This is a genomic window from Massilia sp. Masssp93, from assembly GCF_059491295.1.
Window position 1 is genome coordinate 3,037,307 of record NZ_CP168502.1, and the last position, 24,316, is coordinate 3,061,622.

General features: G+C 69.8%; 20 protein-coding genes. 13 read left to right on the forward strand and 7 right to left on the reverse strand.

All coding sequences use genetic code 11. The features are described 5' to 3' along the window. The first annotated feature begins 283 nt into the window (after positions 1-283). The 8 genes from ACEN9Q_RS12490 (at position 284) to ACEN9Q_RS12525 (ending at position 10,996) form a co-directional block, all read left to right on the forward strand. Positions 284-1,510, forward strand: coding sequence for a DUF4861 family protein (locus ACEN9Q_RS12490; RefSeq protein WP_495628653.1), 1,227 nt, complete (start codon positions 284-286; stop codon positions 1,508-1,510). Positions 1,511-1,512: 2 nt separating this feature from the next. After that, a complete protein-coding gene (locus tag ACEN9Q_RS12495; RefSeq protein WP_495628654.1) occupies positions 1,513-4,218 on the forward strand; it encodes an exo-rhamnogalacturonan lyase family protein in 2,706 nt (901 codons plus the stop codon). Between the two features lie 9 nt (positions 4,219-4,227). Then, positions 4,228-5,529: a right-handed parallel beta-helix repeat-containing protein gene (locus ACEN9Q_RS12500; RefSeq protein WP_495628655.1), complete on the forward strand. Its 1,302-nt coding sequence runs from the start codon at positions 4,228-4,230 to the stop codon at positions 5,527-5,529. A 23-nt stretch (positions 5,530-5,552) separates the two neighbouring features. After that, a complete protein-coding gene (locus ACEN9Q_RS12505) occupies positions 5,553-6,842 on the forward strand; it encodes a rhamnogalacturonan acetylesterase (protein WP_495628656.1) in 1,290 nt (429 codons plus the stop codon). Beyond that, positions 6,839-7,813: a glycoside hydrolase family 43 protein gene (locus ACEN9Q_RS12510; RefSeq protein WP_056451137.1), complete on the forward strand. Its 975-nt coding sequence runs from the start codon at positions 6,839-6,841 to the stop codon at positions 7,811-7,813. The genes ACEN9Q_RS12505 and ACEN9Q_RS12510 overlap by 4 nt, the downstream gene beginning before the upstream one ends. Positions 7,814-7,921: 108 nt before the next feature. Next, on the forward strand, positions 7,922-8,347 hold the full coding sequence (locus tag ACEN9Q_RS12515) for a DUF2382 domain-containing protein (protein WP_082548434.1): 426 nt from the start codon (positions 7,922-7,924) through the stop codon (positions 8,345-8,347). Between the two features lie 20 nt (positions 8,348-8,367). Beyond that, entirely contained in the window at positions 8,368-9,549 is a 1,182-nt protein-coding gene (locus ACEN9Q_RS12520) for a YsnF/AvaK domain-containing protein (protein WP_495628657.1), read from the forward strand. A gap of 97 nt (positions 9,550-9,646) precedes the next feature. Further along, positions 9,647-10,996 (forward strand): GMC family oxidoreductase N-terminal domain-containing protein, encoded by a 1,350-nt coding sequence (locus ACEN9Q_RS12525; RefSeq protein ID WP_495628658.1) that lies wholly within the window; start codon positions 9,647-9,649, stop codon positions 10,994-10,996. On the opposite strand, the gene ACEN9Q_RS12530 is transcribed toward ACEN9Q_RS12525, so the two are convergent. After that, positions 10,959-13,145: a glycoside hydrolase family 3 C-terminal domain-containing protein gene (locus ACEN9Q_RS12530; RefSeq protein WP_495628659.1), complete on the reverse strand. Its 2,187-nt coding sequence runs from the start codon at positions 13,143-13,145 to the stop codon at positions 10,959-10,961. The genes ACEN9Q_RS12525 and ACEN9Q_RS12530 overlap by 38 nt on opposite strands. Before the next feature lie 169 nt (positions 13,146-13,314). On the opposite strand from ACEN9Q_RS12530, the gene ACEN9Q_RS12535 reads away from it, so the two are divergent. After that, positions 13,315-14,790, forward strand: a complete 1,476-nt coding sequence (locus tag ACEN9Q_RS12535) for a tryptophan halogenase family protein (RefSeq protein ID WP_495628660.1) — start codon at positions 13,315-13,317, stop codon at positions 14,788-14,790. A 50-nt stretch (positions 14,791-14,840) separates the two neighbouring features. Here the strand turns inward: ACEN9Q_RS12535 and ACEN9Q_RS12540 are convergent, their stop codons facing one another. Beyond that, the gene (locus ACEN9Q_RS12540; protein WP_056451118.1) at positions 14,841-15,473 is read right to left on the reverse strand and encodes a TetR/AcrR family transcriptional regulator; all 633 of its coding nucleotides are present in this window, start codon (positions 15,471-15,473) and stop codon (positions 14,841-14,843) included. Between the two features lie 83 nt (positions 15,474-15,556). Between ACEN9Q_RS12540 and ACEN9Q_RS12545 the strand changes: the two genes are divergently transcribed. Together ACEN9Q_RS12545 and ACEN9Q_RS12550 are read left to right on the forward strand one after the other, a co-directional pair. Continuing rightward, entirely contained in the window at positions 15,557-16,225 is a 669-nt protein-coding gene (locus ACEN9Q_RS12545) for an O-methyltransferase (RefSeq protein WP_495628661.1), read from the forward strand. A 185-nt stretch (positions 16,226-16,410) separates the two neighbouring features. Then, positions 16,411-17,799 (forward strand): NCS2 family permease, encoded by a 1,389-nt coding sequence (locus ACEN9Q_RS12550; RefSeq protein ID WP_495628662.1) that lies wholly within the window; start codon positions 16,411-16,413, stop codon positions 17,797-17,799. Between the two features lie 6 nt (positions 17,800-17,805). Here ACEN9Q_RS12550 and ACEN9Q_RS12555 read toward each other — a convergent pair whose 3' ends face one another. Further along, the gene (locus tag ACEN9Q_RS12555) at positions 17,806-18,186 is read right to left on the reverse strand and encodes a nuclear transport factor 2 family protein (protein ID WP_056451110.1); all 381 of its coding nucleotides are present in this window, start codon (positions 18,184-18,186) and stop codon (positions 17,806-17,808) included. Positions 18,187-18,332: 146 nt separating this feature from the next. Here ACEN9Q_RS12555 and ACEN9Q_RS12560 point away from each other — a divergent pair, with 146 nt between their 5' ends. Next, on the forward strand, positions 18,333-18,743 hold the full coding sequence (locus ACEN9Q_RS12560; protein WP_229412919.1) for a hypothetical protein: 411 nt from the start codon (positions 18,333-18,335) through the stop codon (positions 18,741-18,743). Between the two features lie 56 nt (positions 18,744-18,799). Beyond that, entirely contained in the window at positions 18,800-19,618 is an 819-nt protein-coding gene (locus ACEN9Q_RS12565) for a metallophosphoesterase (protein WP_056451106.1), read from the forward strand. A gap of 3 nt (positions 19,619-19,621) precedes the next feature. Here ACEN9Q_RS12565 and ACEN9Q_RS12570 read toward each other — a convergent pair whose 3' ends face one another. The 4 genes from ACEN9Q_RS12570 to ACEN9Q_RS12585 all read right to left on the reverse strand — a co-directional run bounded on the left by ACEN9Q_RS12570 (position 19,622) and on the right by ACEN9Q_RS12585 (position 24,282). Then, on the reverse strand, positions 19,622-21,049 hold the full coding sequence (locus ACEN9Q_RS12570; RefSeq protein WP_056451104.1) for a glycoside hydrolase family 88/105 protein: 1,428 nt from the start codon (positions 21,047-21,049) through the stop codon (positions 19,622-19,624). 14 nt (positions 21,050-21,063) lie between these two features. Next, complete coding sequence (locus tag ACEN9Q_RS12575; RefSeq protein WP_495628663.1) at positions 21,064-21,765, reverse strand: DUF6250 domain-containing protein; 702 nt, start codon at positions 21,763-21,765, stop codon at positions 21,064-21,066. Continuing rightward, entirely contained in the window at positions 21,762-23,468 is a 1,707-nt protein-coding gene (locus tag ACEN9Q_RS12580) for a rhamnogalacturonan acetylesterase (RefSeq protein WP_495628664.1), read from the reverse strand. The genes ACEN9Q_RS12575 and ACEN9Q_RS12580 overlap by 4 nt, the downstream gene beginning before the upstream one ends. A 181-nt stretch (positions 23,469-23,649) precedes the next feature. Next, complete coding sequence (locus tag ACEN9Q_RS12585; protein WP_056451098.1) at positions 23,650-24,282, reverse strand: 3-keto-disaccharide hydrolase; 633 nt, start codon at positions 24,280-24,282, stop codon at positions 23,650-23,652. Between the last annotated feature and the right edge of the window lie 34 nt (positions 24,283-24,316).

Genomic DNA, 24,316 nt, shown 5'->3' on the forward strand with positions numbered 1-24,316 from the left:
GGTCTTTCCGACCTTTGTTTTTTACCGCGTGTCTCCCGGTGCCAGACCGTTGCATGAACGGCAAGCACCATTAGAGTAATGGAAAGCACGCGCCGCCCAGGGTGCGGCGCCCTGTCCTTGCGAGCCAAAACACTGGCTTTGCGGGTCAGCGCCGTCAATACCTCCGCTCAACGCGCTGACTAAATGCCGCGCTCCGCCGCCCGGTCGTTGACACCCGCGCCGCGCCGAATCGATACTCGTCGGGCATACTCCCGTGAGACCCTCCACCGCCACCGAACGAACGATGAACCTTCCCATGCACCTTCGCCTGTCGCTGTTCGCACTCGCCGCCGTCGCCACCGCGGCCTCCGCCGCCGAGCGCCTGACCATCACCGTCACCCAGGACCTGGCCATCGCGCGCCCGTCCGAGACCATCGCCGTGCCGTGGAAGAGCGTCAACGACGCGCTGCCGCACGCCGGCGTCCAGCACATCGTCGTGAAGGACGCCGCCGGCCGCGTGCTGCCGCACCAGGTGACGAACGTGGCGCCGGAAGCGAAGGACCCGCAGCGCAACGGCGTGGCGTACGGCGAACTGCTGTTCCAGCACGACTTCGCGCCCGGCGAAAAGAGCGCCACGTTCACGGTCGAGAAAAGCGACGCCGTCGTGGCGCCGTTCCCGACCAGGGTCTCGGCACGCATCGTGCCGGAACGCCTGGACGACTTCGCGTGGGAAAACGACAAGATCGCGCACCGCACCTACGGCCCCGCGCTGGCCGCCCCGGCGCCGGCCGGCTCCGGCAAGGAAGTCCTCAAGACGAGCGGCCTCGATATCTGGTTCAAGCGCGTGCCCTACCCGATCGTCGACCGCTGGTACAACATCGGCCACGACCACTACCACCACGACGAGGGCGAAGGCATCGACATGTACAACGTCGGCACGACCCTCGGCGCCGGCGGCACCGGTATCTGGGCCGGGGGCAAGCTCTATTCCGGCATCAACTTCACGCACTGGAACGTCCTCGCCAACGGCCCCGTGCGCGCCATCTTCGAGCTCACCTACGACGGCTGGGACGCGGCCGGCACCAAGGTCGCGGAAGTCAAGCGCTTCACCGTGGACGCGGGCCACTACTTCGACCGCATCGACAGCACCTTCACGTTCGCCGGCGGCCATCCGCTGCAGGTGGCCGTGGGCCTGAACAAGGAACCGGCCGACAAGGGCGAGCAGGCCAAATCCACGTTCGTCGAGGACAAGGCGTCGAAAGCGCTCGTGCAATGGGTCGCGCAAAAGCAGAACGGCGATTTCGGCGTGGCCGTGATCCTGCCGTCGGCCGGCGCCAGCGCGTACGGCGCCGACGCCCGCAATGCGTTCATGCTGGCCCCGGCCACGTCCGGCCAGCCGCTGCGCTACTACGTCGGCGCCGCCTGGACGCGCGCCGGCGAGATCAGGTCGGCGCAGCAGTGGCAGCGCACCGTGGCCGACGAGGCCGCGCGCGTGGCCGCGCCGGTGCACGTGAGCCTGTCCGCGCACTGACCATGGACAGCGCCACAAAAGGCTACACGCGCCGCGACTTCTTCCGGGCCACCACCTTGGCGGCGGCCCTGCCGCTGGGCCGCAGCGCGCCCGCCGCACCCGCGGCACCCACCCCGTCGCCTGCCGCCGCGCCCGCGGATGGGGCGTCGCTGGCCTGGCTCGAAGGCCGGCCCGACTTCATCGCCGGCACGACGTTCGGCGTGCCCTGGCCGCGCGGCGCGTTCCAGCCGGACCAGCCGTTCATCGTGCAGGGCGAATCGGGCGAGCTGCCGGCCCAAGGCTGGCCGCTGGCGTACTGGCCGGACGGCTCGCTGAAATGGACGGCCCATGCCCTGGGCGCGGGCGCCCATCCGGATGCGGCCCTGCGCGTGCGCCCGGGCACGGCGCGCGCCCGCGCAGACCTGGCCGTGACCGTGCGGCGCGGCGCCGACGGGTATGTCGTCGGCACCGGCGTCATCGAGTGCGTGGTGCCGCTGCGCGGTCCCGCGCTCGTGCAAACGATCCGCCGCGGCGGCCGCGACATCGCGCACGACGTCCGCCTCGTCGCGCTGTGCGACGACCAGCCGGAAGGCAGCACGCGCCGGTCCGAATTCGAAAGCGCGGTCGAGCAGGTGACCCTGGAGCAGGAAGGACCGGTCCGCAGCGTGCTCAAACTGCAAGGCAGGCACCGCAACGAGGCGCGCGGCTGGCTGCCCTTCACCGTCCGCCTGTATTTCCATGCCGGCGCGGAATCGGTCCGCGTCATGCACACCTTCGTCTTCGACGGCGACGAGCACAAGGATTTCGTGCGCGGCATCGGCCTGACGCTCGACGTGCCGATGCGCGACGAGATGCACGACCGCCACGTGCGCTTCGCCGGCGAGAACGGCGGCCTGTGGGCGGAAGGCGTGCGCAATCTCACCGGCCTGCGCCGCGATCCGGGCGAAGACGTGCGCCGCGCGCAGCTCGCGGGCCTGCGCTGCCCGCCGGTCTCCGACAGGGTGCGTCCGCTGCTGCACCTCGTGCCTGCCTGGGGCGACGTCTCACTGGCGCAGCTGTCGGCCGACGGTTTCCGCATCCGCAAGCGCACCAAGGCCGGCTGCGGCTGGATCGAGGCCGCGTGGGGCCGGCGCGCGCCGGGATGCGGCTACGTCGGCGGCGTCTCGGGCGGCATGGCGTTCGGCCTGCGCGACTTCTGGCAGCGCCACCCGACGCAGCTGGACATCCGCGACGCGCACACGGACGTGGCCCGCGCCACCGTCTGGATGTGGTCCCCGGACGCGCCCGCGATGGACCTGCGCTTCTACCACGACGGCATGGGCATGGAAACCCACGCGCAGGAACTGCAGGGCCTCGACATCACGTACGAGGATTACGAAAAAGGCTTCGGCACCCCGGCGGGCGTCGCGCGCAGCAGCGAGATCACGCTGTGGGCATTCGAGGCGACGCCGCCGCGCGAGCGCCTCGTGCAGATCGCGCGGGCCGTGCAGACGCCGCCCCAGCTGGCGCCCGCGTCCGCGCACATCCTCGCCACCGAAGTCTTCGGGACGCTGTGGTCGCTGCCCGACAGGAGCACGCCGGCCCGCGCCGCCATCGAGGACCAGCTGGACGCCCGCTTCGATTTCTACCGCCGCGAAGTCGAGCAGCGTCACTGGTACGGCTTCTGGGACTACGGCGACATCCGCCACACCTACGACGCCGACCGCCACGAATGGCGCTACGACGTCGGCGGCTTCGCCTGGGACAATTCGGAACTGTCGCCCGACCTGTGGCTCTGGTATTCGTTCCTGCGCACCGGCCGCGCCGACATCTTCCGCATGGGCGAGGCCATGATCCGCCACACGAGCGAGGTCGACACCTACCACCTGGGCCGGTTCGCGGGCCTCGGCTCGCGCCACAACGTGCAGCACTGGGGCTGCAGCGCCAAGCAGGTACGCATCAGCACCGCGGTGTACCGGCGCTTCTATTACTACCTGACGGGCGACGAGCGCATCGGCGACATCATGCGCGAAGTGCTGGACGCCGACCGCAAGCTGGACGCGGTGGACCCGGTCCGCAAGCTGGCGAACCAGCCGCCCAAGGGGCCGTATCCAGCACGGATCAGCTTCGGCACCGACTGGGCGTCGCTCGTCGCCAACTGGCTGACGGAATGGGAGCGCAGCGGCAGCGCGCATTATCGCGACAAGATCCTGACGGGCATGCGCGACATCGCCGCCATGCCGCACGGCTTCTTCAACGGCGACCGCATGGGCTACGAGCCGGACACGGGCCACCTGCACAACATGATCGGCACGAACGTGAAGGCGCTGCACCTGAACGCGGTCTTCGGCGCGGTCGAGATCTTCGATGAACTCATCCGCCTGACGGGCGACAAGGCGTTCGAGGCCGCGTGGCTGGATTACTGCGAACTGTTCAACGCCCCGGTCGAGGAACAGCGGCGCCGCCTCGGCATGCCGCACGGCGCCACGCACGCGCTGTACGTCGGCCACTCGCGCCTGACGGCGTATGCGGCCTGGAAGCGCAACGACCCCGCACTGGCGCGGCGCGCGTGGCGCGAATTCGCCGGCGAAGGCAAGCCGCGGCCGTTCCGCACCGTCCACGTGGCCGGACCGGCCGCACTCAATCCCGTCGACGAAGTCCCGTGGGCCAGCACCAACGAAACGGCGCAATGGGGCCTGGCCGCGATCCAGAACCTGGCCCTGATCGGCGCCGCGCTGCCCCGCACCTAGGAGAACACCTTGTACCTGTCACGTTACATCGCCGCGGCCATGGCCTGCGCCGCCGCGCCGGCATTCGCCGCGACCTATTATGTGGCGCCCGCGGGCAGCGACACGGCCGCCGGCACCCAGGCGGCGCCCTGGCAATCGTTCGCGCACGCGCAGGCCGTGGCGCAGCCCGGCGACACCGTCTGGTTCCGCGGCGGCCGCTACGCCTACACGCGGGCGACGACGAACTGCGCGTCGCGCCGCGCAACAGTGTCCGCCATCGTCCTCGACAAGAGCGGCACGGAGGCGCAACCGATCCGCTACTGGGCGTATCCGGGCGAGACCCCGGTGTTCGACTTCGCGGGCATGAAGGACGATTGCCGCGTCAAGGGCATCGAGGTCGTCGCCGACTGGATCCACCTGAAAGGCCTGGAAATCACGGGGGCGCCGCAACAGCCGGACAACCGCCTGAACCACGAGTCGTGGGGCGTGTGGGTCAACGGCAACCACGACGTGTTCGAACGGCTCGACCTGCACCACAACATGGGGCCGGGCCTGTTCATCAAGGACGGCGGCTGGAACCTCGTGCTGAACAGCGACTCGCACCACAACTACGACCCGTACACGTCGAACGGCGCGGGCCAGAGCGCGGACGGCTTCGGCGCCCACATCAGCGCCGGCCATCCCGGCAACGTGTTCCGCGGCTGCCGCGCGTGGGACAACTCGGACGACGGCTTCGACCTGATCAACGCCTATTCGCCGGTCACCATCGAGCAGTCGTGGGCCTGGCAACAGGGCTACCTGCCCGGCACGCACACGTCGCTCCCGGCCGGGAACGGCAACGGCATCAAGGCCGGCGGCTACAGCGGCAGGTACGTGCCGAACGGCGTGAAACACGTGGTGCGCTTCTCCGTCGCCTTCGGCAACAAGGTGTCCGGCTTCTATGCCAACCACCACCCGCTGGCGCTGGACTTCTTCCACAACACGGCGTTCGGCAACGCCGTCGACTTCAACATGCTGGGCATCGCGCCCGACGGCGGTCCGGTCTACCTGGGCACCCTGCGCAACAACCTCGCGTATCCGGCGGGCGCGCCGCTCAAGGTGGCGGGCGCGGACAGCGCCGCCAATTCCTGGGACCTGCACCTCGCCCTGTCGGCGGCCGATTTCGACAGCGTGGCGGCAACCGGCTGGGACGCGCCGCGCAAGCCGGACGGCAGCCTGCCCGACGTGCCGATGTTCCATCCGAGCGCCGCCAGCGCCGTCATCGACAAGGGCGTCGACGTCGGGCTGCCCTACCACGGCAAGGCGCCGGACCTGGGCGCCTTCGAGCGCTGAACCGAGACCAAGAACGGAGACCCATGAACCGATCCATCCGCGGCGCCGCCGGCGCCCTTCTCCTCGCCGCCTGCGCGGCCCACGTCCACGCGGCCGACACGTGGAAATTCGCCTTCGGCCCCGGCGCGGCGCCGGCCGGCTATACCCGCGTCGGCGCGGACGCCGTCTACACGGCCGCACGCGGCTACGGCCTCGAACCGGGCAGCGGGCCGGACGGCGTCCATCCGTATTACTTCTCCGTCGATCTCCCGGAAGGCAATTACACGGTGACGGTCACGCTGGGCGACGACAAGGCGGCTGCGGTGACGACCGTGAAATCCGAGCTGCGCCGCCTGATGCTGGAGAACGTCCGCACGGCGCCCGGCGCGACCGTCACGAAGACGTTCGACGTCAACGTGCGCACGCCGCGGATCGCCGCCGTGGCGGGCGTGGCGGCCGGCGAGGTGAAGCTGAAGGCGCCGCGCGAAACGGTCGAGGAAGCGTGGAACTGGGACCCGCGCCTGACGCTGGAAATCAACGGCGCGCACCCGGCCGTGCGCACGATCGCGATCGCGCCCGCCAGCGTGCCGACCCTGTTCCTGCTGGGCGATTCGACCGTGTGCGACCAGCCGGCGGAACCCTACAACAGCTGGGGCCAGATGCTGCCGCGCTTCTTCAAGCCGGGCATCGCCGTCGCCAACCACGGCGAATCGGGCGAGACCTACCGCGATTCGCTCGCGCGCCGGCGCCTCGACAAGATCGTCAGCCTCATGAAGCCGGGCGACATGCTGCTCATGCAGTTCGGCCACAACGACCAGAAGCAGATCAAGTCCGGCAAGGGCGGCCCGTTCACGACGTACAAGGCGGAGATCAAGGCCCACGTCGATGCCGTCCGCGCCCACGGCGGCCTGCCCGTGATCGTGTCGTCGATGGAGCGGCGCGGCTTCGACGCCGACGGCCACGTGATCCCGTCGCTCAAGGATTATGCCGAGGCGGCGCGCCAGTCGGCCAAAGAACTGGACGTGCCGTTCATCGACCTGAATGCGATGAGCAAGACCTTCTACGAGGCGCTCGGGCCGGAAGGCTCGAAGGCCGCGTTCGCGGAGCCGGCGCCGGGACGCCTGGACAACACCCACCACGACAGCTACGGCAGCTACGAGCTGGCCAAGGCCGTCGTGCTGGGCCTGCGCCGGGCGCACGTGCCGGCGGCCGCGTTCATCGTCGACGATTTCGCGTTCGATCCGGCCCACCCGGACCCGGTCGCGACGTTCGCCGTGCCCCCGAGCCCGCGCCGCACCGACCAGCGCCCGCTCGGCGACGAGGGCCACAAATGAAACGCCGCGCGGCATTGGCGGTCCTCGCCGCGGGCGCGCTGGCCGGCTGCGCGGGCACCGCGCCGGCGCCGCCCGGCGACGCCTACGTCTTCGCCTACTTCATCGGCAACGGCGAGGACGGCCTGCACCTGGCGGGCAGCCGCGACGGCTACCGCTGGGACGCGCTGAACGGCGGCCGCAGCTTCCTTGCGCCCACGGCCGGCAAGGCGAAGCTGATGCGCGACCCGTGCATCCTGCGCGGCCCGGACGGCATCTACCGCATGGTGTGGACGAGCGGCTGGAACGAGACCGGCATCGGCTATGCCTCGTCGCCTGACCTCGTGCACTGGTCGCCGCAGCGCGAGCTGCCCGTGATGGCGCACGAACCGACCGCGCTGAACGCGTGGGCGCCGGAAATCGCGTGGGACGAGCGGCGCGGCGAATACCTGATCTTCTGGTCGTCGACCATCCCCGGCCGTTTCGCGCAGTCCGAAGCGGCCGGCGACGACGCCGGCGCGAACAAGTACGACCACCGCATCTACGCGACGACGACGCGCGACTTCGCGACCTTCACGCCCGCGCGCCTGTTCTACGATCCGGGCTTCTCCGTCATCGACGCGACCTTCGTGCGCACGCGCCGGGGCGACTGGCTGCTCGTGAAGGACGAGACGCGCCACCCGCCGCGCAAATACCTGCAGCTGGCCCATGCCGCCAGCCTGCAAGGGCCGTTCGCGCCGCTGGCCGCGCCGATCACGCCCGCCGGCCTGTGGACGGAAGGCCCGACGGCGCTGCAGGTGGGCGACGACGTGATCGTCTACTACGACGCCTACACGGCAAAGCACTACGGCGCGCTGCGCTCGCGTGACCTCGTGCATTGGGAAGACGTGACGGCACGGATGCGCTTCCCGGACGAAGGAACGCCGAAGCGCATGCGCCACGGGACGGCCCTGCGGGTGCCGGCCGACGTGCTGGACGCGCTGCGCGCACGCTGAGCACCGGGGCGCGGCACCGCTTGTTGAAGGGCAACGGTGCGCGGAAAGTCTGCCGGTTGGAGTACGCTCGGTCCTCCAGTGTCGTGATCCCGGAGGCGGACCGTGTCGATGAACCCAGCAGAACCCGAACAGGAAAAGCAGGAGCTCGTCCGGGTTCCCGTTGTCCGCGAGGAGGCTTGGGTCGAGAAACGGATCGTCGACACGGGACGCGGCGTACGCATCCATAAAACCGTCGCCGAACACCCCTGCCGGATCGACGAAAGCCTGTTCCGCGACGACGTGCAGGTCAGCCATGTGCCGGTCGACCGCATCGTCCCGCTCGAGCAGGCGCCCGCGACCCGCTACGAAGGGGATACGCTCGTGGTCCCGATCCTCGAGGAAGTGCTCGTCGTCGAACGGCGCCTGCGCATCAAGGAAGAGCTCCACATCACCCGCACCCGGCGCGAGGAACGCCACGTCGACACCGTCGTGCTCAAGTCCGAGCAGGTGAGCGTGGAGCGCTTCGACGAGCACGGCGACACCTCAACAACGTGACAATCACCGGAGGACGCATCATGCAACATACCCTAGTCGCGGTTTTCGACAACCGCAGCGATGCCCAGAGCGCGATGGACGAACTGCTCGCAGCGGGCTTCACGCGCGACAACGTCAACCTCTCCAGCGCCGACCTGGCCGGCACCACGACCACCACGGGCGCCACGCTCGGCACCACCCACGAGGAAGGCGTCGGCGCCTCCATCAAGCACTTCTTCGAGAACCTGTTCGGCACCGACCACGACGAACACGCCACGCGCTATTCGAACGTCGTGACGGGCGGCCAGCACGTGCTGACCCTGACCACGGCCTCCGAGCCGGACGTGGAACGGGCCGCCGACGTGATCGAACGCTTCGGCCCCGTCGACATCGACGAGCGCCACGACCTGGCCGGCAATGCCGCCGAACTGGGCGCGAGCGCCTACCAGCCGGCCACGTCGCCTTCCGTGCAGGCGGGCTCGATGCAGTCGGGCACCCAGGCCGGCAACCTGTCGGGCAACCTGGCCGACACCCGCGCCGACACCCGTGCCGACCTGCGCACCGATTCGCTGCAGCGCGACACGAGCACCGCCCGGTCGGACAAGGCTTCGATCCCGGTCGTGCGGGAAGAGGTCCACGTCGGCAAGCGCGTGGTCGAACGGGGCGGCGTGCGCGTGTTCTCGCGCGTCGTCGAGACGCCGGTGAACGAGACCGTGGCGCTGCGCGAGGAACACGTCAGCGTGGAACGCCGTCCGGTCGACCAGCCGGTCAACCCGCGCGACACCACCGCGTTCAAGGACAAGACGATCGAACTGCGCGAAACGGCCGAGGAAGCCGTCGTGCAGAAATCCGCGCGCGTCGTCGAGGAAGTCGTCGTCGGCAAGGAAGTCAGCCAGCGCAAGCAGCAGGTCAAGGACACCGTGCGCCATACGGAAGTCGACGTGCAGCCGCTGCAGGGCACGAGCATCGACGACGACACGTATTACCGCAACGACTGGCAGACGAATTACGCGCGCCTCGGCGGCACCTACGACGACTATGCGCCGGCCTACCGCTACGGCAACGAGATGCGGCGCGATGTCCGCTACAAGAACCGCAGCTGGGACGACGTCGAAACCGACCTGCGCAGCGACTGGGATACGCGCTACGGCAGCAGCGGCTCGTCGACGTGGGAACGGATGAAGGCGGCCGTACGCTCCGGGTGGGACCGCATGACGTCCTGACGGGCAGGCGGCATCGAGCCGCAGCAATGCCTGGCGCCGCCTCCCGGCGCCAGGCCGGCCGCACCGTCGCCGGCACGGCGGGCCGCAGTACAATGTCATGATGCGGCCGCCACCCTCCCCACCCTCCTCCTTCGACGCCATCGTGGCCGGCACCGGTCCCGGCGGCGCCAGCGTCGCGCGCGAGCTCGCGCGGGCCGGCGCGCGCGTGCTGATGCTGGAAGCGGGCGGCGACGCCCCGCTCGCCGGCACGCTGGCGCAGATGGCCGGCATGGCCGCCGTCCCCGGCAAGGGCGCGTTCCTGCACCGCGACCTGTCGCTGCTCGTGCGGGCGCTGACGACGGGCGGCACGTCGACGATCAACTTCGCCACCGCCGCGCCGCCGCCGGCCGCCATGTTCGCCGCGCACGGCATCGACCTGGCGCCCGCCCTCGCCGCGTGGCGCGCGGAATTGCCGATGGCGCCGCTGCCGGATGGCCTCGTCGGCCCAATGGCCGCGCGCATCATGGCGGCCGCGCAGGCCCGCGGCCTCCCGTGGCGCAAGCTGGACAAGATGATCCGCCCGGCCGCGTGCCGCACGGGATGCTGGCGCTGCGTCTACGGCTGCCCGTTCGGCGCCAAGTGGTCGGCGCGCGAACTGGTCGACGACGCCCGCGCGCACGGCGCGGCCCTGCTGACGGACGCGCGCGTGACGCGCGTGCTGCTGGACGGCGGCCGCGCGGCCGGCGTCGAAGCCGTCATCAAGGGCCGCACGCAGGCCTTCCGCGCGGGCCTCGTCGTGCTGGCGGCCGGCGGCATCGGCAGTCCGCGCATCCTCCAGGCCTCAAGGCTGCTGGCCGGCCCCGTCCCGTTCTTCAGCGATCCCGTCGTGGCCGTGATGGGCACCGTCGACGGCATCGAGGGCGGCGGCGCCGAGGTGCCGATGGCGGCCGGCATGGGCGATCCGGACGCCGGCGTCACGCTGGCCGACCTCACGCTGCCGCGTCCCATGTACCAGGCGTTCGCGGCGCAGGCAGGCCGCGTCGACCGCCTGCTCGCCCACGGCCGCACGCTCACGGTCATGGTCAAGATCCGCGACGAGATCCGCGGCAACGTCGGCCCCCGCTGGGTCGACAAGACCCTCGACGCAGCCGACCGGCAACGGCTCGACCACGGCATCGCCATCGCGCGAGGCATCCTGGAACAGGCCGGCGCGCGCCACGTCTTCGCCAGCCACCACTTCGCCGCGCATCCCGGCGGCACGGTGCGCATCGGCCGGGCGCTGGACGGGGACCTGCGCACGGCGGCGCCCGGCCTGTACGTGTGCGACGCGTCCGCGATTCCCGACCCGTGGGGCCTGCCGCCGACCCTGACCCTGCTGTGCCTGGGCTGGCGCCTCGGCCGCCACCTGGCCGGGATGGCGGACTACGCGCTCAGCGTGGACGCACCGGCAGCGCCGCCGTCAGCCTGATGTCGGCCGACGACTCGCCGACCATCAGCTTGACGGGCACCGCCTCGACCTCGAACCGGCCTGCCTGCGTGTTCCAGTACGCGAGGCGCTGCGCCGCCAGCGGGATGTGCACGGTGCGCGTCTCGCCCGGCGCGAGGTGTACGCGCCGGAAGCCGACGAGGGCCTGGCGCGGCCGTTCGACCTTCGACTGCGGCCACGCCGCGTACAGTTCGACGACGCTGTCGCCCGCGACCTTGCCGGTGTTGCGGACGTCGACGTCGACCTCCACGCTGCCGTCGGCCGCCAGCGCCGGCGCGCTCGTGCGCAGCTTCGCGTACTGGAACGTCGTGTAGGACAGGCCGTGCCCGAACGGGAACAGCGGCGCGCCCTTGAAATACATATAGGTGCGGCCGTGGCGGATGTCGTAATCCAGCATCGGCGGCAGCTGCGACTCGGCCGCCGGCCAGGTCGCCACGAGCTTGCCGCCCGGGTTGTAGGCGCCGAACAGCACCTGCGCGAGCGCCGTGCCCTGGTCCTGCGACGCATGCGCCATCTGCACGATCGCGGGCACGTGCGCCTTCGACCAGTTGATCGTGTACGGGAAGCTCGACACGAGGACCATCACCGTATGCGGGTTCGCCGCCAGCACCTGTTTTACCAGCCCTTCCTGCGCGAGCGCCAGCGTTGCGCGGTCGCGGCCCTCGCGGCCGTCGCCCGGGTCGGCGCAGGGCCTGGTGCCGGCGTCGGTCCACTCGTGCGCCATGTTCGGGCCGCAGGTCGGATCGTTGCCGACGACGACGATGGCCACGTCCGCGTCGCGCGCCGCCTTCACGGCCGCGTCGCCGGCGTTGTCGAACGCATAGGTCACCTTCACATCCGGCCCCACGGCGGCCTTGATGCCCTCCAGCGCCGTCACCTTGTACGGCGGCAGGCCGCCGTACCAGTCCCAGTGCACGCTGTCCGCGTGGGGGCCGATCACGGCGATGCGCCTGATGCGCTCCCTGGCCAGCGGCAGCGCGTGGCCGTCGTTCTTCATCAGCACGATGGATTCCAGCGCCATGCGCAGCGACACCGCCTTGTGCGCCGCGCTGTCCCACGGGGCCGGACCGTCCTTGATGGCGGCGTACGGATTGCCGGCCGGCGGATCGATGAGACCCAGCTTGATCGTCGTGCGGAACTTGCGGGCGAGCGCGTCGTCGAGGTCGGCCACGGTGATGGTGCCCTCCTTCAGCGCGGCGCGCAGCTCGTCCTGGTATTTGTCGAGGTACTGGTTGATGCCGGCCTTCAGCGCCGCGACGGCCGCCGCCTTCTGGTCCGGATACCGTTTATACAGTTTCACCAGGTTGCCGATCGCGCCGCCGTCGCTGGAGATCACGTCCGCGCCCCATTCGCCGATGACGAGCTTGCGCAGCACGGGATGCACGCCCATCGGCGTGCCGTTCCAGGCGTTGTACGACGCCATCAGCGCGCGCGCCCCGCCCTCCTGGAACGCCATGCGGAACGGGGCCGCATAGTATTCGTGGAACAGGCGCTCGTCGAAATCGGACGACGAGTTGCCGCGCCCGTTCTCGTTGCTGTTGGCGAGGAAGTGCTTGAGCAGCGCGGCGCCGCGCCAGTACTTCGGGTCGTCGCCCTGGATGCCGCGCGTGAACGCCGTCGCCATCGTCCCGACGAGGAACGGGTCTTCGCCGTACACCTCCTCGCTGCGGCCCCAGCGCGGGTCGCGCGCAAGGTCGGACTGCGGGCCCCATTGCATCAGCATCGGATGCTTGTACCGTGTGCTCTGCGTGATGTAGCGGGCTTCGGTCGACTGCACGGCGCCGGCCTGGCGCACGAGGTCCGGGTCCCAGCTCGCGCCCATGCCGGGCGGCTGCGGGAACTGCGTCGTCGTGATCGGCTCGCGCTGGCGCTTGCTCTCGCCGCGCTGCACGACGCCGTGGATGCCCTCGGTGCTGCCGAAGCTGGGGATGCCGAGGCGCGCCACGCCGGAATCCGTCGACAGCGCGGCGATCTTTTCGTCGGGCGTCATCAGGGACAGGATGTTGGCGATGCGCTGCTGCGGCGCCAGGTTCGGGTCCTGGAACGGGTAGCCGGCCGCGCGGGCCGGCAGCGCCGCGCAAGCGCACAGGGCGGCGGCCAGCGCCGTGGCGCGGATCATGTTCGTCTGCATGCGTGTCTCCTTGTGTAAACGTTTTTTGTTAGCGCGAACATCCTCATGATACCGCAGACATGAAACCGTTTTCACAACACTCGGCGAAAACTTGCTGCCGAGCGCTAAAAGTTTCTTGCGCGCCGTAAACACATCAGTACAATCGTTATGCATATCATCAGGAGACAGCATGACTTACGAACGCATCGTGGTCCTCGGCGGCGGCACGGCCGGGTGGATGACCGCAGCGGCCCTGGCCACGGGCCTCAAGGGCACGACGGTGGAACTGGTGGAGTCGGAGGACATCGGCATCGTCGGCGTCGGCGAAGCCACCTTCCCGTCGATCCGCGCCTACCACCAGATCCTCGGCATCCCGGAAGCCGACTTCCTGCGCGCCACCAACGGCACATACAAGCTGGGAATCAAGTTCTGCGACTGGCGCGTGCGCGGCGAGGACTATTACCACACGTTCGGCGACTTCGGCCAGCTGGACGGCCCCAACGCGCTGTGGGGCCAGTATCGCCGCCACGTGAACGCCGGCCTGCCCGCGTTCGGCGAACAATGCCTGCCGACGGTGATGGCGCTGAACGACCGCTTCTGCGCGCCCGGCAAGGACGCCGCCCATTTCAACTACGCCTACCACTTCGACGCCAACCTGTATGCCCGCTTCCTGCGCGACATCGCGATCGGGCGCGGCGTGCGCCGCACCGAGGGCAAGGTCGTCGACGTGGCGCGCCGCCAGGACGGCGGCGTGGCGTCGCTCAAGCTGGACGACGGCCGTGTCGTCGGGGCCGACCTGTTCATCGATTGTTCCGGCTTCACGTCGCTGCTGCTGGGCCGCACGCTGGGCGAACCGTTCGTCGACTTCAGCCGCTGGCTGCCCGTCGACCGCGCATGGGCGTGCCCGTCCGCGCGCGTCGGCACCGCCCTCACGCCCTATACCCGCGCGACGGCGCTGGATGCGGGCTGGGCGTGGCGCATCCCGCTGCAGGACCGCACCGGCAACGGCCACGTGTTCTCCACCCGCTTCATCGACGAGGACAAGGCGCGCGAACAGCTGCTGCGGCAGCTCGACGGCGAAGCGCTGGCGGAACCGCGCCTGCTGCGCTTCACGACCGGCCACCGCGCCCGCTTCTGGTCCCACAACGTGGTCGGCATCGGCCTCGCGACGGGCTTTCTCGAGCCGCTGGAATCGACCAGCATCTACCTCGTGCAGGTCGGGATCGGCCGCCTGATGACATTGCTGCAGCGGGGCGGCGCCGTACCGGCGGCGGCCATCGATGCGTACAACACGGGCCTCGTGCGCCAGTTCGAACGCATCCGCGACTTCATCCTCATGCACTACTGCCTGACGGCGCGCCGCGACACGCCGTTCTGGACCGCGATGGCCGCCACGGAACTGCCGGAAACGCTGGCGTACAAGCTGCACGCGTGGCGCCATACGGGCGCGCTGCACCAGTACGAGGAGGAAGGCTTCGACGGCCACAGCTGGCTCGCGATCCACGCCGGCATGCACCACTGGCCCGAGCGCAGCGATCCGACGTTCAACCAGCTGCCCGCCGAGAAGTCGCTCGAATGGGTGCGCGAGCGCGCGCGCCAGCTGGCCGAGGCGGTCGCGCCGGTGTCCACGCACGAGGCCTATCTGGCGCAGGTGCTGGGGCGCTGACGCCCGCGTGGGCATGTTTCGTTCGGAGCCCCCGGCCTCGAACGCCCACCCTACCGCGCCGCCAGCCGCTCCAGCCACGCGCACAGCATGTCCGCCAGCGCGTCGGCATAGGCCGCGATCTCGTCCGGGGTGCGCGGCCGCTCCGAGAACTGCTTGCCGACCGCGGTGAACGTGTCCATCAACAGGTCGGCCGCCAGTGCGCGCGTCGCCTGCGATGCGCGCGGCAGCGTCTCGCGCATGAACGCCGCGATGGCCGCCTCGCCGGCCGCACGCGCTTCGCTGGCCTCGGGCGCGTCGCGGTACAGCGGCGCCGCGTCGTTCAGCGCCACGCGCATCGCCGCTTCCTCGCATTCCGACCGCACGAACGCGTGCACCATCGAACGCAGCCGGTCCAGTGGCGGCCTGCCCGCGTCTTCGATGATCGCGCACAGCATCGCCGTCGTGCGGTTCCACTCGTCGCTCTGCAGGCGGAACAGGATCGCCGCCTTGTTCGGAAAGTACTGGTACAGCGAGCCGACGCTCACCCCCGCCTTTTCCGCCACGCGCGTCGTCGTGAAGCGCTGCGCGCCTTCGGTCGCCAGAACCTGAAGGGCCGCTTCCAGCACGGCCGCCACGAGGTCGCTGGAACGGGCCTGTTTGGGCAGCTTGCGCGAGGCGATCTGGGGGCGGCGGCGTGCGGTCATGGGCGTGTTCCGAAATGCGAATAGAAAACCTGAAGGATTATTCGCATAATAACCGGGTCACTCACCCACCACAAGGAACCACCATGCAGATCACGAACACCCTCGCCACGCCGCCCGTCGCGCCGCTGCTCGCGCGCCTGTTCGCCGAGGCGGACGCCCAGTCGCCGCAGGCGCTCTTCGGCGACGTCCCGCACGCGGAAGTCACGCGTCTCATGCGCAGCAGGACGGATTACCGCGACCTGTACGCCCGCCTCAAGGATCTCGCGCTGCCGGTCGCGCGCGACACGGGCGCGCTGCTCTACATGCTGGCACGCACCGGCCGCGCCCGGACGATCGTCGAATTCGGCACGTCGTTCGGCATCTCGACCATCCACCTCGCCGCGGCGCTGCGCGACAATGGCGGCGGCCGGCTCATCACGAGCGAATTCGAGCCGGAGAAGGTCGAGCGGGCGCGCGCGAACCTGGCGGCGGCGGGCCTCGGGGACCTCGTCGAGATCCGCACCGGCGACGCGCTGCACACGCTCGCCGCCGGCCTGCCCGCCGCGATCGACCTCGTGCTGCTGGACGGCGCCAAGGCCCTGTATCCGGAGATCCTCACCCTGCTGGAAGCGCACCTGCGGCCGGGGGCCGCCATCGTGGCCGACAACGCCGACCACAGTCCGGCCTACCTGGCGCGCGTGCGCGATCCGGCGAACGGCTACCTGTCGATGCCGTTCGGGACCGACGTCGAGCTGTCCGTGCGTCTCGCCTGATGCCGGAAAGGCATGCAAAAAAGTCCATTGCGGCCAAAGGCAATACGGATTTCCTTATAGTCCCTATGCACCCGCCGCATGTCCTGCCGCTTGACTTCGGGCCTAAGCTTCTAGACTCATAACGACGAGACACCCGACGACGCGTCCACGCGGCGCGCGACGGGCCATAACACAGGAGCAGCCGCATGTCCCAGCCTCAACTCCAGCGCATCGAGCGCGAAGATGCTTTCACATCCCCACCTGCCACTGCCGGTAAAATCGACCAGTACTTCCAGATCACCGCGCGCGGCAGCACGCAACGGCGGGAGGTCGTGGCCGGCGTCACCACCTTCCTCGCCATGGTGTACTCCGTGTTCGTCGTGCCGGGCATGCTGGGCCAGGCGGGGTTCGACGTCAGCGCCGTCTTCGTCGCCGTGTGCCTGACCGCGGCATTCGGCTCGCTGCTCATGGGCCTGTGGGCACGGCTGCCGATCGCGGTCGGCTGCGCCATTTCGCTGACCGCGTTCACGGCCTTCGGCCTCGTGCTGGGCAAAGGCCTCACGCCCGCCGTCGCGCTGGGCGCCGTGTTCCTGATGGGCCTCATTTTCACGGCGATTTCCGTGACCGGCGTACGCTCGTGGATCCTGCAGAACCTGCCGGCCGGCGTGGCGCACGGCACCGGCGTGGGCATCGGCCTGTTCCTGCTGATGATCGCATCCAGCGACGTCGGCCTGATCGTCAAGAACGCCAGCCCCGGCCTGCCGGTGGCGCTGGGCCACGTCACCGCATTCCCGGTGCTGATGAGCATCCTCGGCCTGGCCGCCATCTTCGGCCTGGAACAGCGCAAGGTGCCGGGCGGTATCCTGCTGGTGGTGATCGGCATTTCCGCCCTCGGCCTCGCGTTCGATCCCAAGGTGCACTTCACGGGCATCTTCTCCTGGCCGCAACTGAGCGCGCCGGGCCATGCGTCGCTGATCGGCGCGATGGACATCAAGGGCGCGCTGACCGCGGCCGTGCTGCCCAGCGTGCTGGCGCTCGTGATGACCGCGGTGTTCGACGCCACCGGCACCATCCGCGCCGTGGCCGGCCAGGCGGGCCAGGTCGATGCGCGCGGCTACATCCACAACGGCGGCAAGGCGCTCACGGCCGATTCGCTGAGTTCGATCTTTTCGAGCCTGGTCGGCGGCGCCCCCGCCGCGGCCTACATCGAATCGGGTGTCGGCACCGCGGCCGGCGCCCGCACCGGCCTGACCGCGACCGTCGTCGGCCTGCTGTTCCTCGTGCTGATCTTCTTTTCGCCGCTGGCCGGCCTCGTGCCGTCGTATGCCACCGCGCCGGCGCTGATGTACGTGGGCCTGCTGATGCTGAGCAGCGTCGCCCACATGAACATGGATGACAAGCTGGACGCGCTGTCCGGCCTCGTGTGCGCCGTGTTCATCCTGTTGAGCTGCAATATCGTGACCGGCATCATGCTGGGCTTCTGCACCCTCGTGATCGGCCGCGTGCTGGCCGGCGAGTGGCGCAAGCTGAACTTCGGCACCGTCAGCATCGCCGTCGCGCTGGCCGTGTTCTACGCGGGCGGCTGGGCGATCTGAGTCGCGTCAGAACATCCCGTCCCGGTTCGCCATCGGGACGGGCGCCGCCTGGGCGATGTCCCACATCTCGGCGATGCGTCCCTCCTCGAAGCGCAGGATGTGGACGGTCGCCAGCTCCATTCCCCCCTCTTCCATGACGGCACGCGCATGCACGGCCACCAGCGGGCCCTCGGCGATCGCGCGTTGCACCTCGTACACCATGTGCGGGAAACGGACCGCGTTCTCCTTCATCGCCGCCCGCAAGGTCGCGACGTCCGCCGCGAAATACGGGTTGTGGTGCCGGAAACCCGGCGCCGCGTAGCGCGCGAACGCGTCGTCGACTTGCCCGCCGGCGGTCAACCGCAGGAAGGCGGTCGCCGTTTCTTTCAATGTGGTCGTGTCGCTCACGGTGTTCTCCTGGTCGTTGTCCGCAAGGGGGCATCGTGCCACCGGCGCGGCGCCATGACAAGCTGCAGGGCCGGCGCGGGCGTATCGTACGCCGCATCTTTCCGGGATTGTGTAATCTAAGTGACAACTTCCTACAGGAGAATTTCATGAAAGCCACCACCATTTCGAGCATCATGCTGGCCGTCGCCGTGCTGGTCACCGGTTGCCACAAGGCCGAGGACAAGAACGGCATGGGCCCGGCCCAGGAAGCCGGCAAGGCCCTCGACGACGCCGGCGCCAAGGCGGCCGCCGAGTCCAAGGAAGCCGCCGCCAACGCCAATGCCGCCGCCGTGCAGGCCGGCCAGAACGCGAAGGAAGCGGCCCAGCAGGCCAACGAGAACGTGAAGGCCGCGGCCGACCGTACCGGCGACCAGTTGCAGCAGGCCGGTGCCGAAGTCCGCCAGGAATCGCACGAAGCCGCCCAGAACGTGAAGGAAGGCGCCAAGGACGCGACGGCCGCCACCGGTCGCGGCCTGGAGCGCGCGGGCGAGAAGATGCAGGACGCCGCCCACAAGTAATCCAGCAGCCCGGATGCGCGCGGCGGCGGCCTGCCGGAAGGCGGTATACTCCGGCGATGCGCATCCAGCTCTTCTCCGACCTCCACCTCGAACGCGATCCCGGGTTCCAGCCGACCATCCTTGCCGACACGGACGTCGTCGTCCTGGCCGGTGACATCGGCTCGTACCAGGCCCGTTCGCGCCTCGCCACCGACGACTTCGGGCTCGCCCGTTTCGCCCGGGCCCACACGGGCGCCGGCGCGCGCGTGCTGTACGTGCCCGGCAACCACGAATTCGATGGCCTCGACTTCGACGCCACGCAGGCGCGCCTGCGCGCGACGTGCGCCGCGCTGGACATCACATGGCTCGACCGCGCCACAGTCACGATCGGCGACGTGCGCTTCATCGGCACCACGCTGTGGGCCGACTTCGACGCGCTGGCGTCCGGCGAGACCGACATCACGCGCCAGCTCAAGCAGCGCGAAAAAGCCTTCCGCGCCGCGAATTACTACCTGAGCGGGAACACGACGCTGGTGAACGGCGAGCCGCTGCTGGCCGAGGGCCAGCGCGAACTGTCGTTCGAATGCCAGGCCTGGCTGCGCGCCGCGCTGGCGACGCCGTTCGACGGCACCACCATCGCCGTCACCCATTACGCCCCGACCCTGCGCAGCGCCGACCCGCGCTACGGCGTCTCGCCCGGCACGGCCGGCTTCTGCAACGCGCTGGACGACCTGCTGCCGTTCGCGGACGTGTGGATGCACGGCCACCTGCATTGCGCGAACGATTACGTCGTCGAAGGCACTGGCTGGCGCTGCCGCGTCGTCGCGAATCCGCTCGGCTATGCGAACAAGGGCGAGCAGGCGGCGTTCCGGCCCGACCTCGTGATCGAGGTCTGACGGTCAGTCGCGCGCGCCTTGGTACATCAGGGCGCTGTCGTTCATCCCGAACTTGAACCTGCGGTTCAACGCGATGATCTCGGCGCCCGCCAGCAGCGTGGGACCGTAGCCGTGCGCCGCCTTCACGCTGGTCGGCCGGTAGGCGTAGAACGCCGGATCGAACGCCATGCCCGTCCCCACGCAGATGCCGTCGATCTGCCCGTTCGGCCTGACCCGGCTCGCGACGGCATCCCACGCCAGGTTCGCCATCGGCCCGTAGGCCTGCGCGTCGACATAGCCGCGGTTGACGGCGCGCGCGATGGCGTACGCGTAGATCGCCGTGGCCGACGTCTCCTCGTAGGTATCGTTGCGGTCGATCAGCTGGTGCCAGAAGCCATCCTTGGTCTGGTAGCTGGCGAGGCCCTTGATGTGGGCGCGCAGCTGGTCGAGCACGGCCTTGTAATCCTTGTGGTCCTTCGGCAGCACCTCCAGCACCTCGACCATGGCCATCACGGCCCAGCCGTTGGCGCGCGCCCAGTGCATTTCGGGGTGGTCGCGCAAGCCCTCGACGTAACCGTGCATGTAGATGCCGAGGCGCGGATTGAACATGCGCTTCGAGAACTGCAGCACCTGGCGCGCCGCGTCGTCGTAATAGCGCCGGTCGCCCGTCGCCTTGCCCAGGTAGGCGATGGTCGGCACGCCCATGAACATATCGTCCAGCCACAGCGTGTCCGGCAGCGGGCGCATCCTGGCGCCGCCATGGCCGTCCGGGCCGCCCCGCGCCAGGGTGCCGTCCTTCAGCCGGTATTCCTTCTTCGCGACGAAGTCGCCGCAGATGCCGATCATCTGCGTGTAATCGACGGGCGAACGTACGCCACCCTCGCCCAGCTTCGCCTTCAGGAAGCTCTGGCACAGCGCCCCGGCGTCGTCCAGCGCGTGCGGGTTCAGGAAGCTCTTGATCGGCGCCGGCGCATGTTCGCGGTCCGCCATGACGCCCGGCAGATACGTTTTCGTCAGCGCGGCCAGCAACTGGTGCCGCTTGATCGCGTAGTCGGTGTAGCGGCGGTCGCCCGTGGCCGCGCCCGCGGCCAGCATGCCGGAGTACGTGACGCCCCATTCATAGCTCGTCAGGCGGAAGTCGCCCGGCTTCAACACGGCGTTCGGATCGGGCCGGGTCAGGTCCGCGATCGGTGCGCCCGTCGTCTTGTCGATCACCTCGGCCGGCGTGACCTTGTCCAGGTAGTCGAACACGCGGTCCAGCACGGCCTTGACCTCGGCCGCGTCCATCGCGCGGTATGGCGTCGGGTAATGCACTGCCAGCGCATGCAGCATGGCGTCGGCCGCGACCGGGCCCTTTTCCTGCGGCGCCGGGGCCTGCTGGGCGGATGCGTCCAGCGCGACGGCGGCGGCCAGCGCCAGCGCCAGCCTGTGGCGCGGCTTCGATCGGTTCATCAAAAGTCTCCTGCTTATTCGAGTCGTTGTATGGTCAGGTCGTCCACCGTCTGGCGCGACCACGTCGTGCGCAAACCCAGGTAGCCGGCCGTGAGCGGATGCGGGTCGCGGTACGTGAACCAGTCCGCGCCGTCCACGCGCACGCGCGTGCAGCCGCCGTACACCGCGATCTCGATGCGGTAGTCGCGGTTCGGCATGAGCAGGTGCGGGGCATCGCCGTATTCGCCGACTAGCTTGCGCTCGCCGTCGCCGTAGCGGCGCAGGCGCGTGGTCGTGTTGCGGTTGCCGCCGATGCCGACGTAGTACATGGCGAGATCGTCGTAGTCCTCGAACTTGCCGCTGCGCGTGAACAGGTCGGCGCGCGCGGGATCGCGCGCCATCCAGAACACGTTCAGGTCGGACAGGCGGTCGTTCTTGCCGCCGGCGACGACGACACGGCGCGTAAAGCGGATCAGGAGATTGCCGGACAGCGGCTTGTCGAGCCACACGGTGGCGCCCGAGTCGACGTCCATCAGCAACCGCCCGTCGCGGTTCTCGACGACGTTGCCTGGCTTGCGCGCATACTCGGCCACATAGCCCGCGAGCGGGCCGCTGAAATCGTCCCGGACGAGCACCGCGCCCGGCCTGCCCCAGTCCGTGCAGGCCGCGGGTGCGGCTGCATCGGCCTGCCCGGCGAGCGCCGTCAGTGCCGCCAGGGCGGCGAGGCCGCGCCTCATTGCGCCGCCACCGCCCGGTCGGCAAAATACGGCCCGAGCGGATTGCCCGGCAGCGCCTTCAACCCGGCCACGACGCGCTCCGCGTTGAACTCGGCGCCGGCCGCATTCGTGTGGGTGCGCGCGTCGGCGAACAGTCCGTTCACGCGCTCCGGCCCGAGCCGCTTGTAGCCGTCCGCCACGAGCAGGGTCAAGTCGATGAACTGCGCGCCGCTGGCCGCGGCCACCTGGCGGTCCCAGTCGGCGAACGTTGCGAAGTCGCGGCCTTCCTGCCAGCGGTCGCGGTGCGGGACGGGCGCCAGCAGGACCACGGTCGCGCCCTTCGCCTTCGCGTCCGCCACGTAGCGCGCCATGTACCAGCCGAAGCTGTGCACCTGTTCCTTGCTGCCGTCCGGCCGCGTGTCTTCCACGGTCTCCGGGCCGATGCCCGGCGCCGACGCGCGGTTCTTCATCGCCGGGTCGCCGATGCGGCCGCCGTCGTTGTGCCCAAACTGGACCAGCACGACGTCGCCGCGCTTGAGCTGGTCGCGCACCTTGTCCCAGCGGCCTTCCGTGAAATACGTGCGGCTGCTGCGGCCGCCGATGGCGGCGTTCACCACATTGATCTTGCGGGCGTCGAAGTAAGGCGCGATGCGCTCGCCCCAGCCGATCATGCCGCGCATGCCGCCGCTCTTCACCGTCGAATCGCCAACGAGGTACAAGGTCGGCAGGCTCGCGTCGCGCGGCGCTTCGTCGTGCACGGTGCGGGCATCCACGACGGGGCGGTCGTCCTCGCGCGCCGGCGGCTGCGGGTTGGCCGGCGCCTGCGGCTTCAGCCACGCGGCGATGCGCGGATCGCCCAGCGCCTCGAGTCCCTGTACGACGACCTGCGCATTCAGCACGGCGCCGGCCCAGTTGGTGTGCGTGTGCTCGTCCGGCACCGTCTGCGGGAACAGCTGCCTGACCGCCTCCATGCCCAGCGCGTCGTAGCGGCGCGCGATGCCTTCGTTCAGGTCGATGAAGCCGACGCCTTCGGCCTTGGCGACGGCAGCGGCCCAGCCGCCGTACGTGTCCTTGTCGCGCTTCGCGTGGCCTGCCGCGTCCCACTGCTTGTGCGGGATCGGCGAGCAGATGACGGGCGTGGCGCCCTTCGCGCGGATGTCGGCCACGAATTTGCGCAGATACCAGCCGTAGCTGTGCACCACCTCGTGCTTGTGGGTGAGGAGGTTGTCGATCTCCTGCGTCTCGTCGCCGGTGCCGCGGATCGTGCCGCGCGCGCGGCTCGTGTCGTTGACGGGGCTGGCGTCGTTGTGACCGAACTGCATGACGACGATGTCGCCCCGCTTGACGAAGGCCAGCGTGCGCTCCCAGTGGCCGCTCGTGATGTAGGTGCGGCTCGACAGCCCGCCGACGGCGCGGTTGACGACGTTGACCTTGGCCGGATCGAACCAGGCGGCGATCGGATTGCCCCAGCCCCACTGGCCCGCCGCGCCCTTGCCCTGGCCGTCGTCGCGGCCGTTGCGGACCGTGGAATCGCCGATCAGGATCAGCGACGGCAGCTGAGGATTCGCGGGCTCCGGCAGCGTGACCTGGGCGCGCGCCGGGTCCGTATTGACGGCCGGCGGCAGGGTCTGGGCCTGGGCACAGGCGATGGAAAGGAAGATGAGCGCGGCGGCGCGCATCAACCGTGAAAACAGCGGGGAAAACAGCGGGGAAAGCAGCGGCATGGCGGGGGTCCGGTCTCGTTGTTCTGCGACCCATTCTATGCGAGCGGCGTCGCCCGTCAAAACCGGTCCAGCCAAAGAATCAGGAAAATGATCGGTTGACGATCACCGCGGCTGCAACAATGGGCGGATCCGAACAACCGGGAAGCCACCCATGCGCCCACCACCAGCCCGCGCCGGCGCGTTACAGGCGCTCGACGCGCAGGTTGCGCAGCTCGTACGGCGTGCCCTCGAGCTGGAAGCCGATGCGGCCCGTCGCCGGCTGCGCGATGGTGACGCTGTTCTGGCGGACGCCATTGATCGTCACGTCGATGCAGCCGCCGCGCACCAGCACGTCCATGCTGTTCCACTCGCCCGGCGCGCGCTCGCTGTCGGGCGCCGTGTGCGCCTTGATCGCCGGGTAGGCGCCCGGGGCGCTCGTCAGCGGCTCGCTGAACGTGGCGCCCGCCATCGGCAGCAGGTCGCCCGCGGCGCCGTGCTTCGTCTGTACCTGGATACTGTAGGGCCAGACGCCATCCTTCGGTCCGGACGCCACGTGCAGCAGCACGCCGCCGTTGCCCGGCTTGCCGGGCCAGCGCCATTCCACGTGCAAGCGATAATCCGTGTACGCGTCGCGCGTGGCGATGAAACCGGACGGCTTGCCCGCCACCGCGATGACGCCGTCCGCGCGTTCCTGCCAGACGCCGTCCAGCCGCGCCGCCGGCGTCGTCACGATATCCAGTGCGCCGAGCGCGCCGGCCACCGGCGCCGTCGTCGTCGCACACCCCAGCAGGCCCGCGCACAACAGCGCGCCGCCGAACCACCCAAGCTTTACCATGTCAGGACCTCATGATGAATCGTTCGAATGAAAA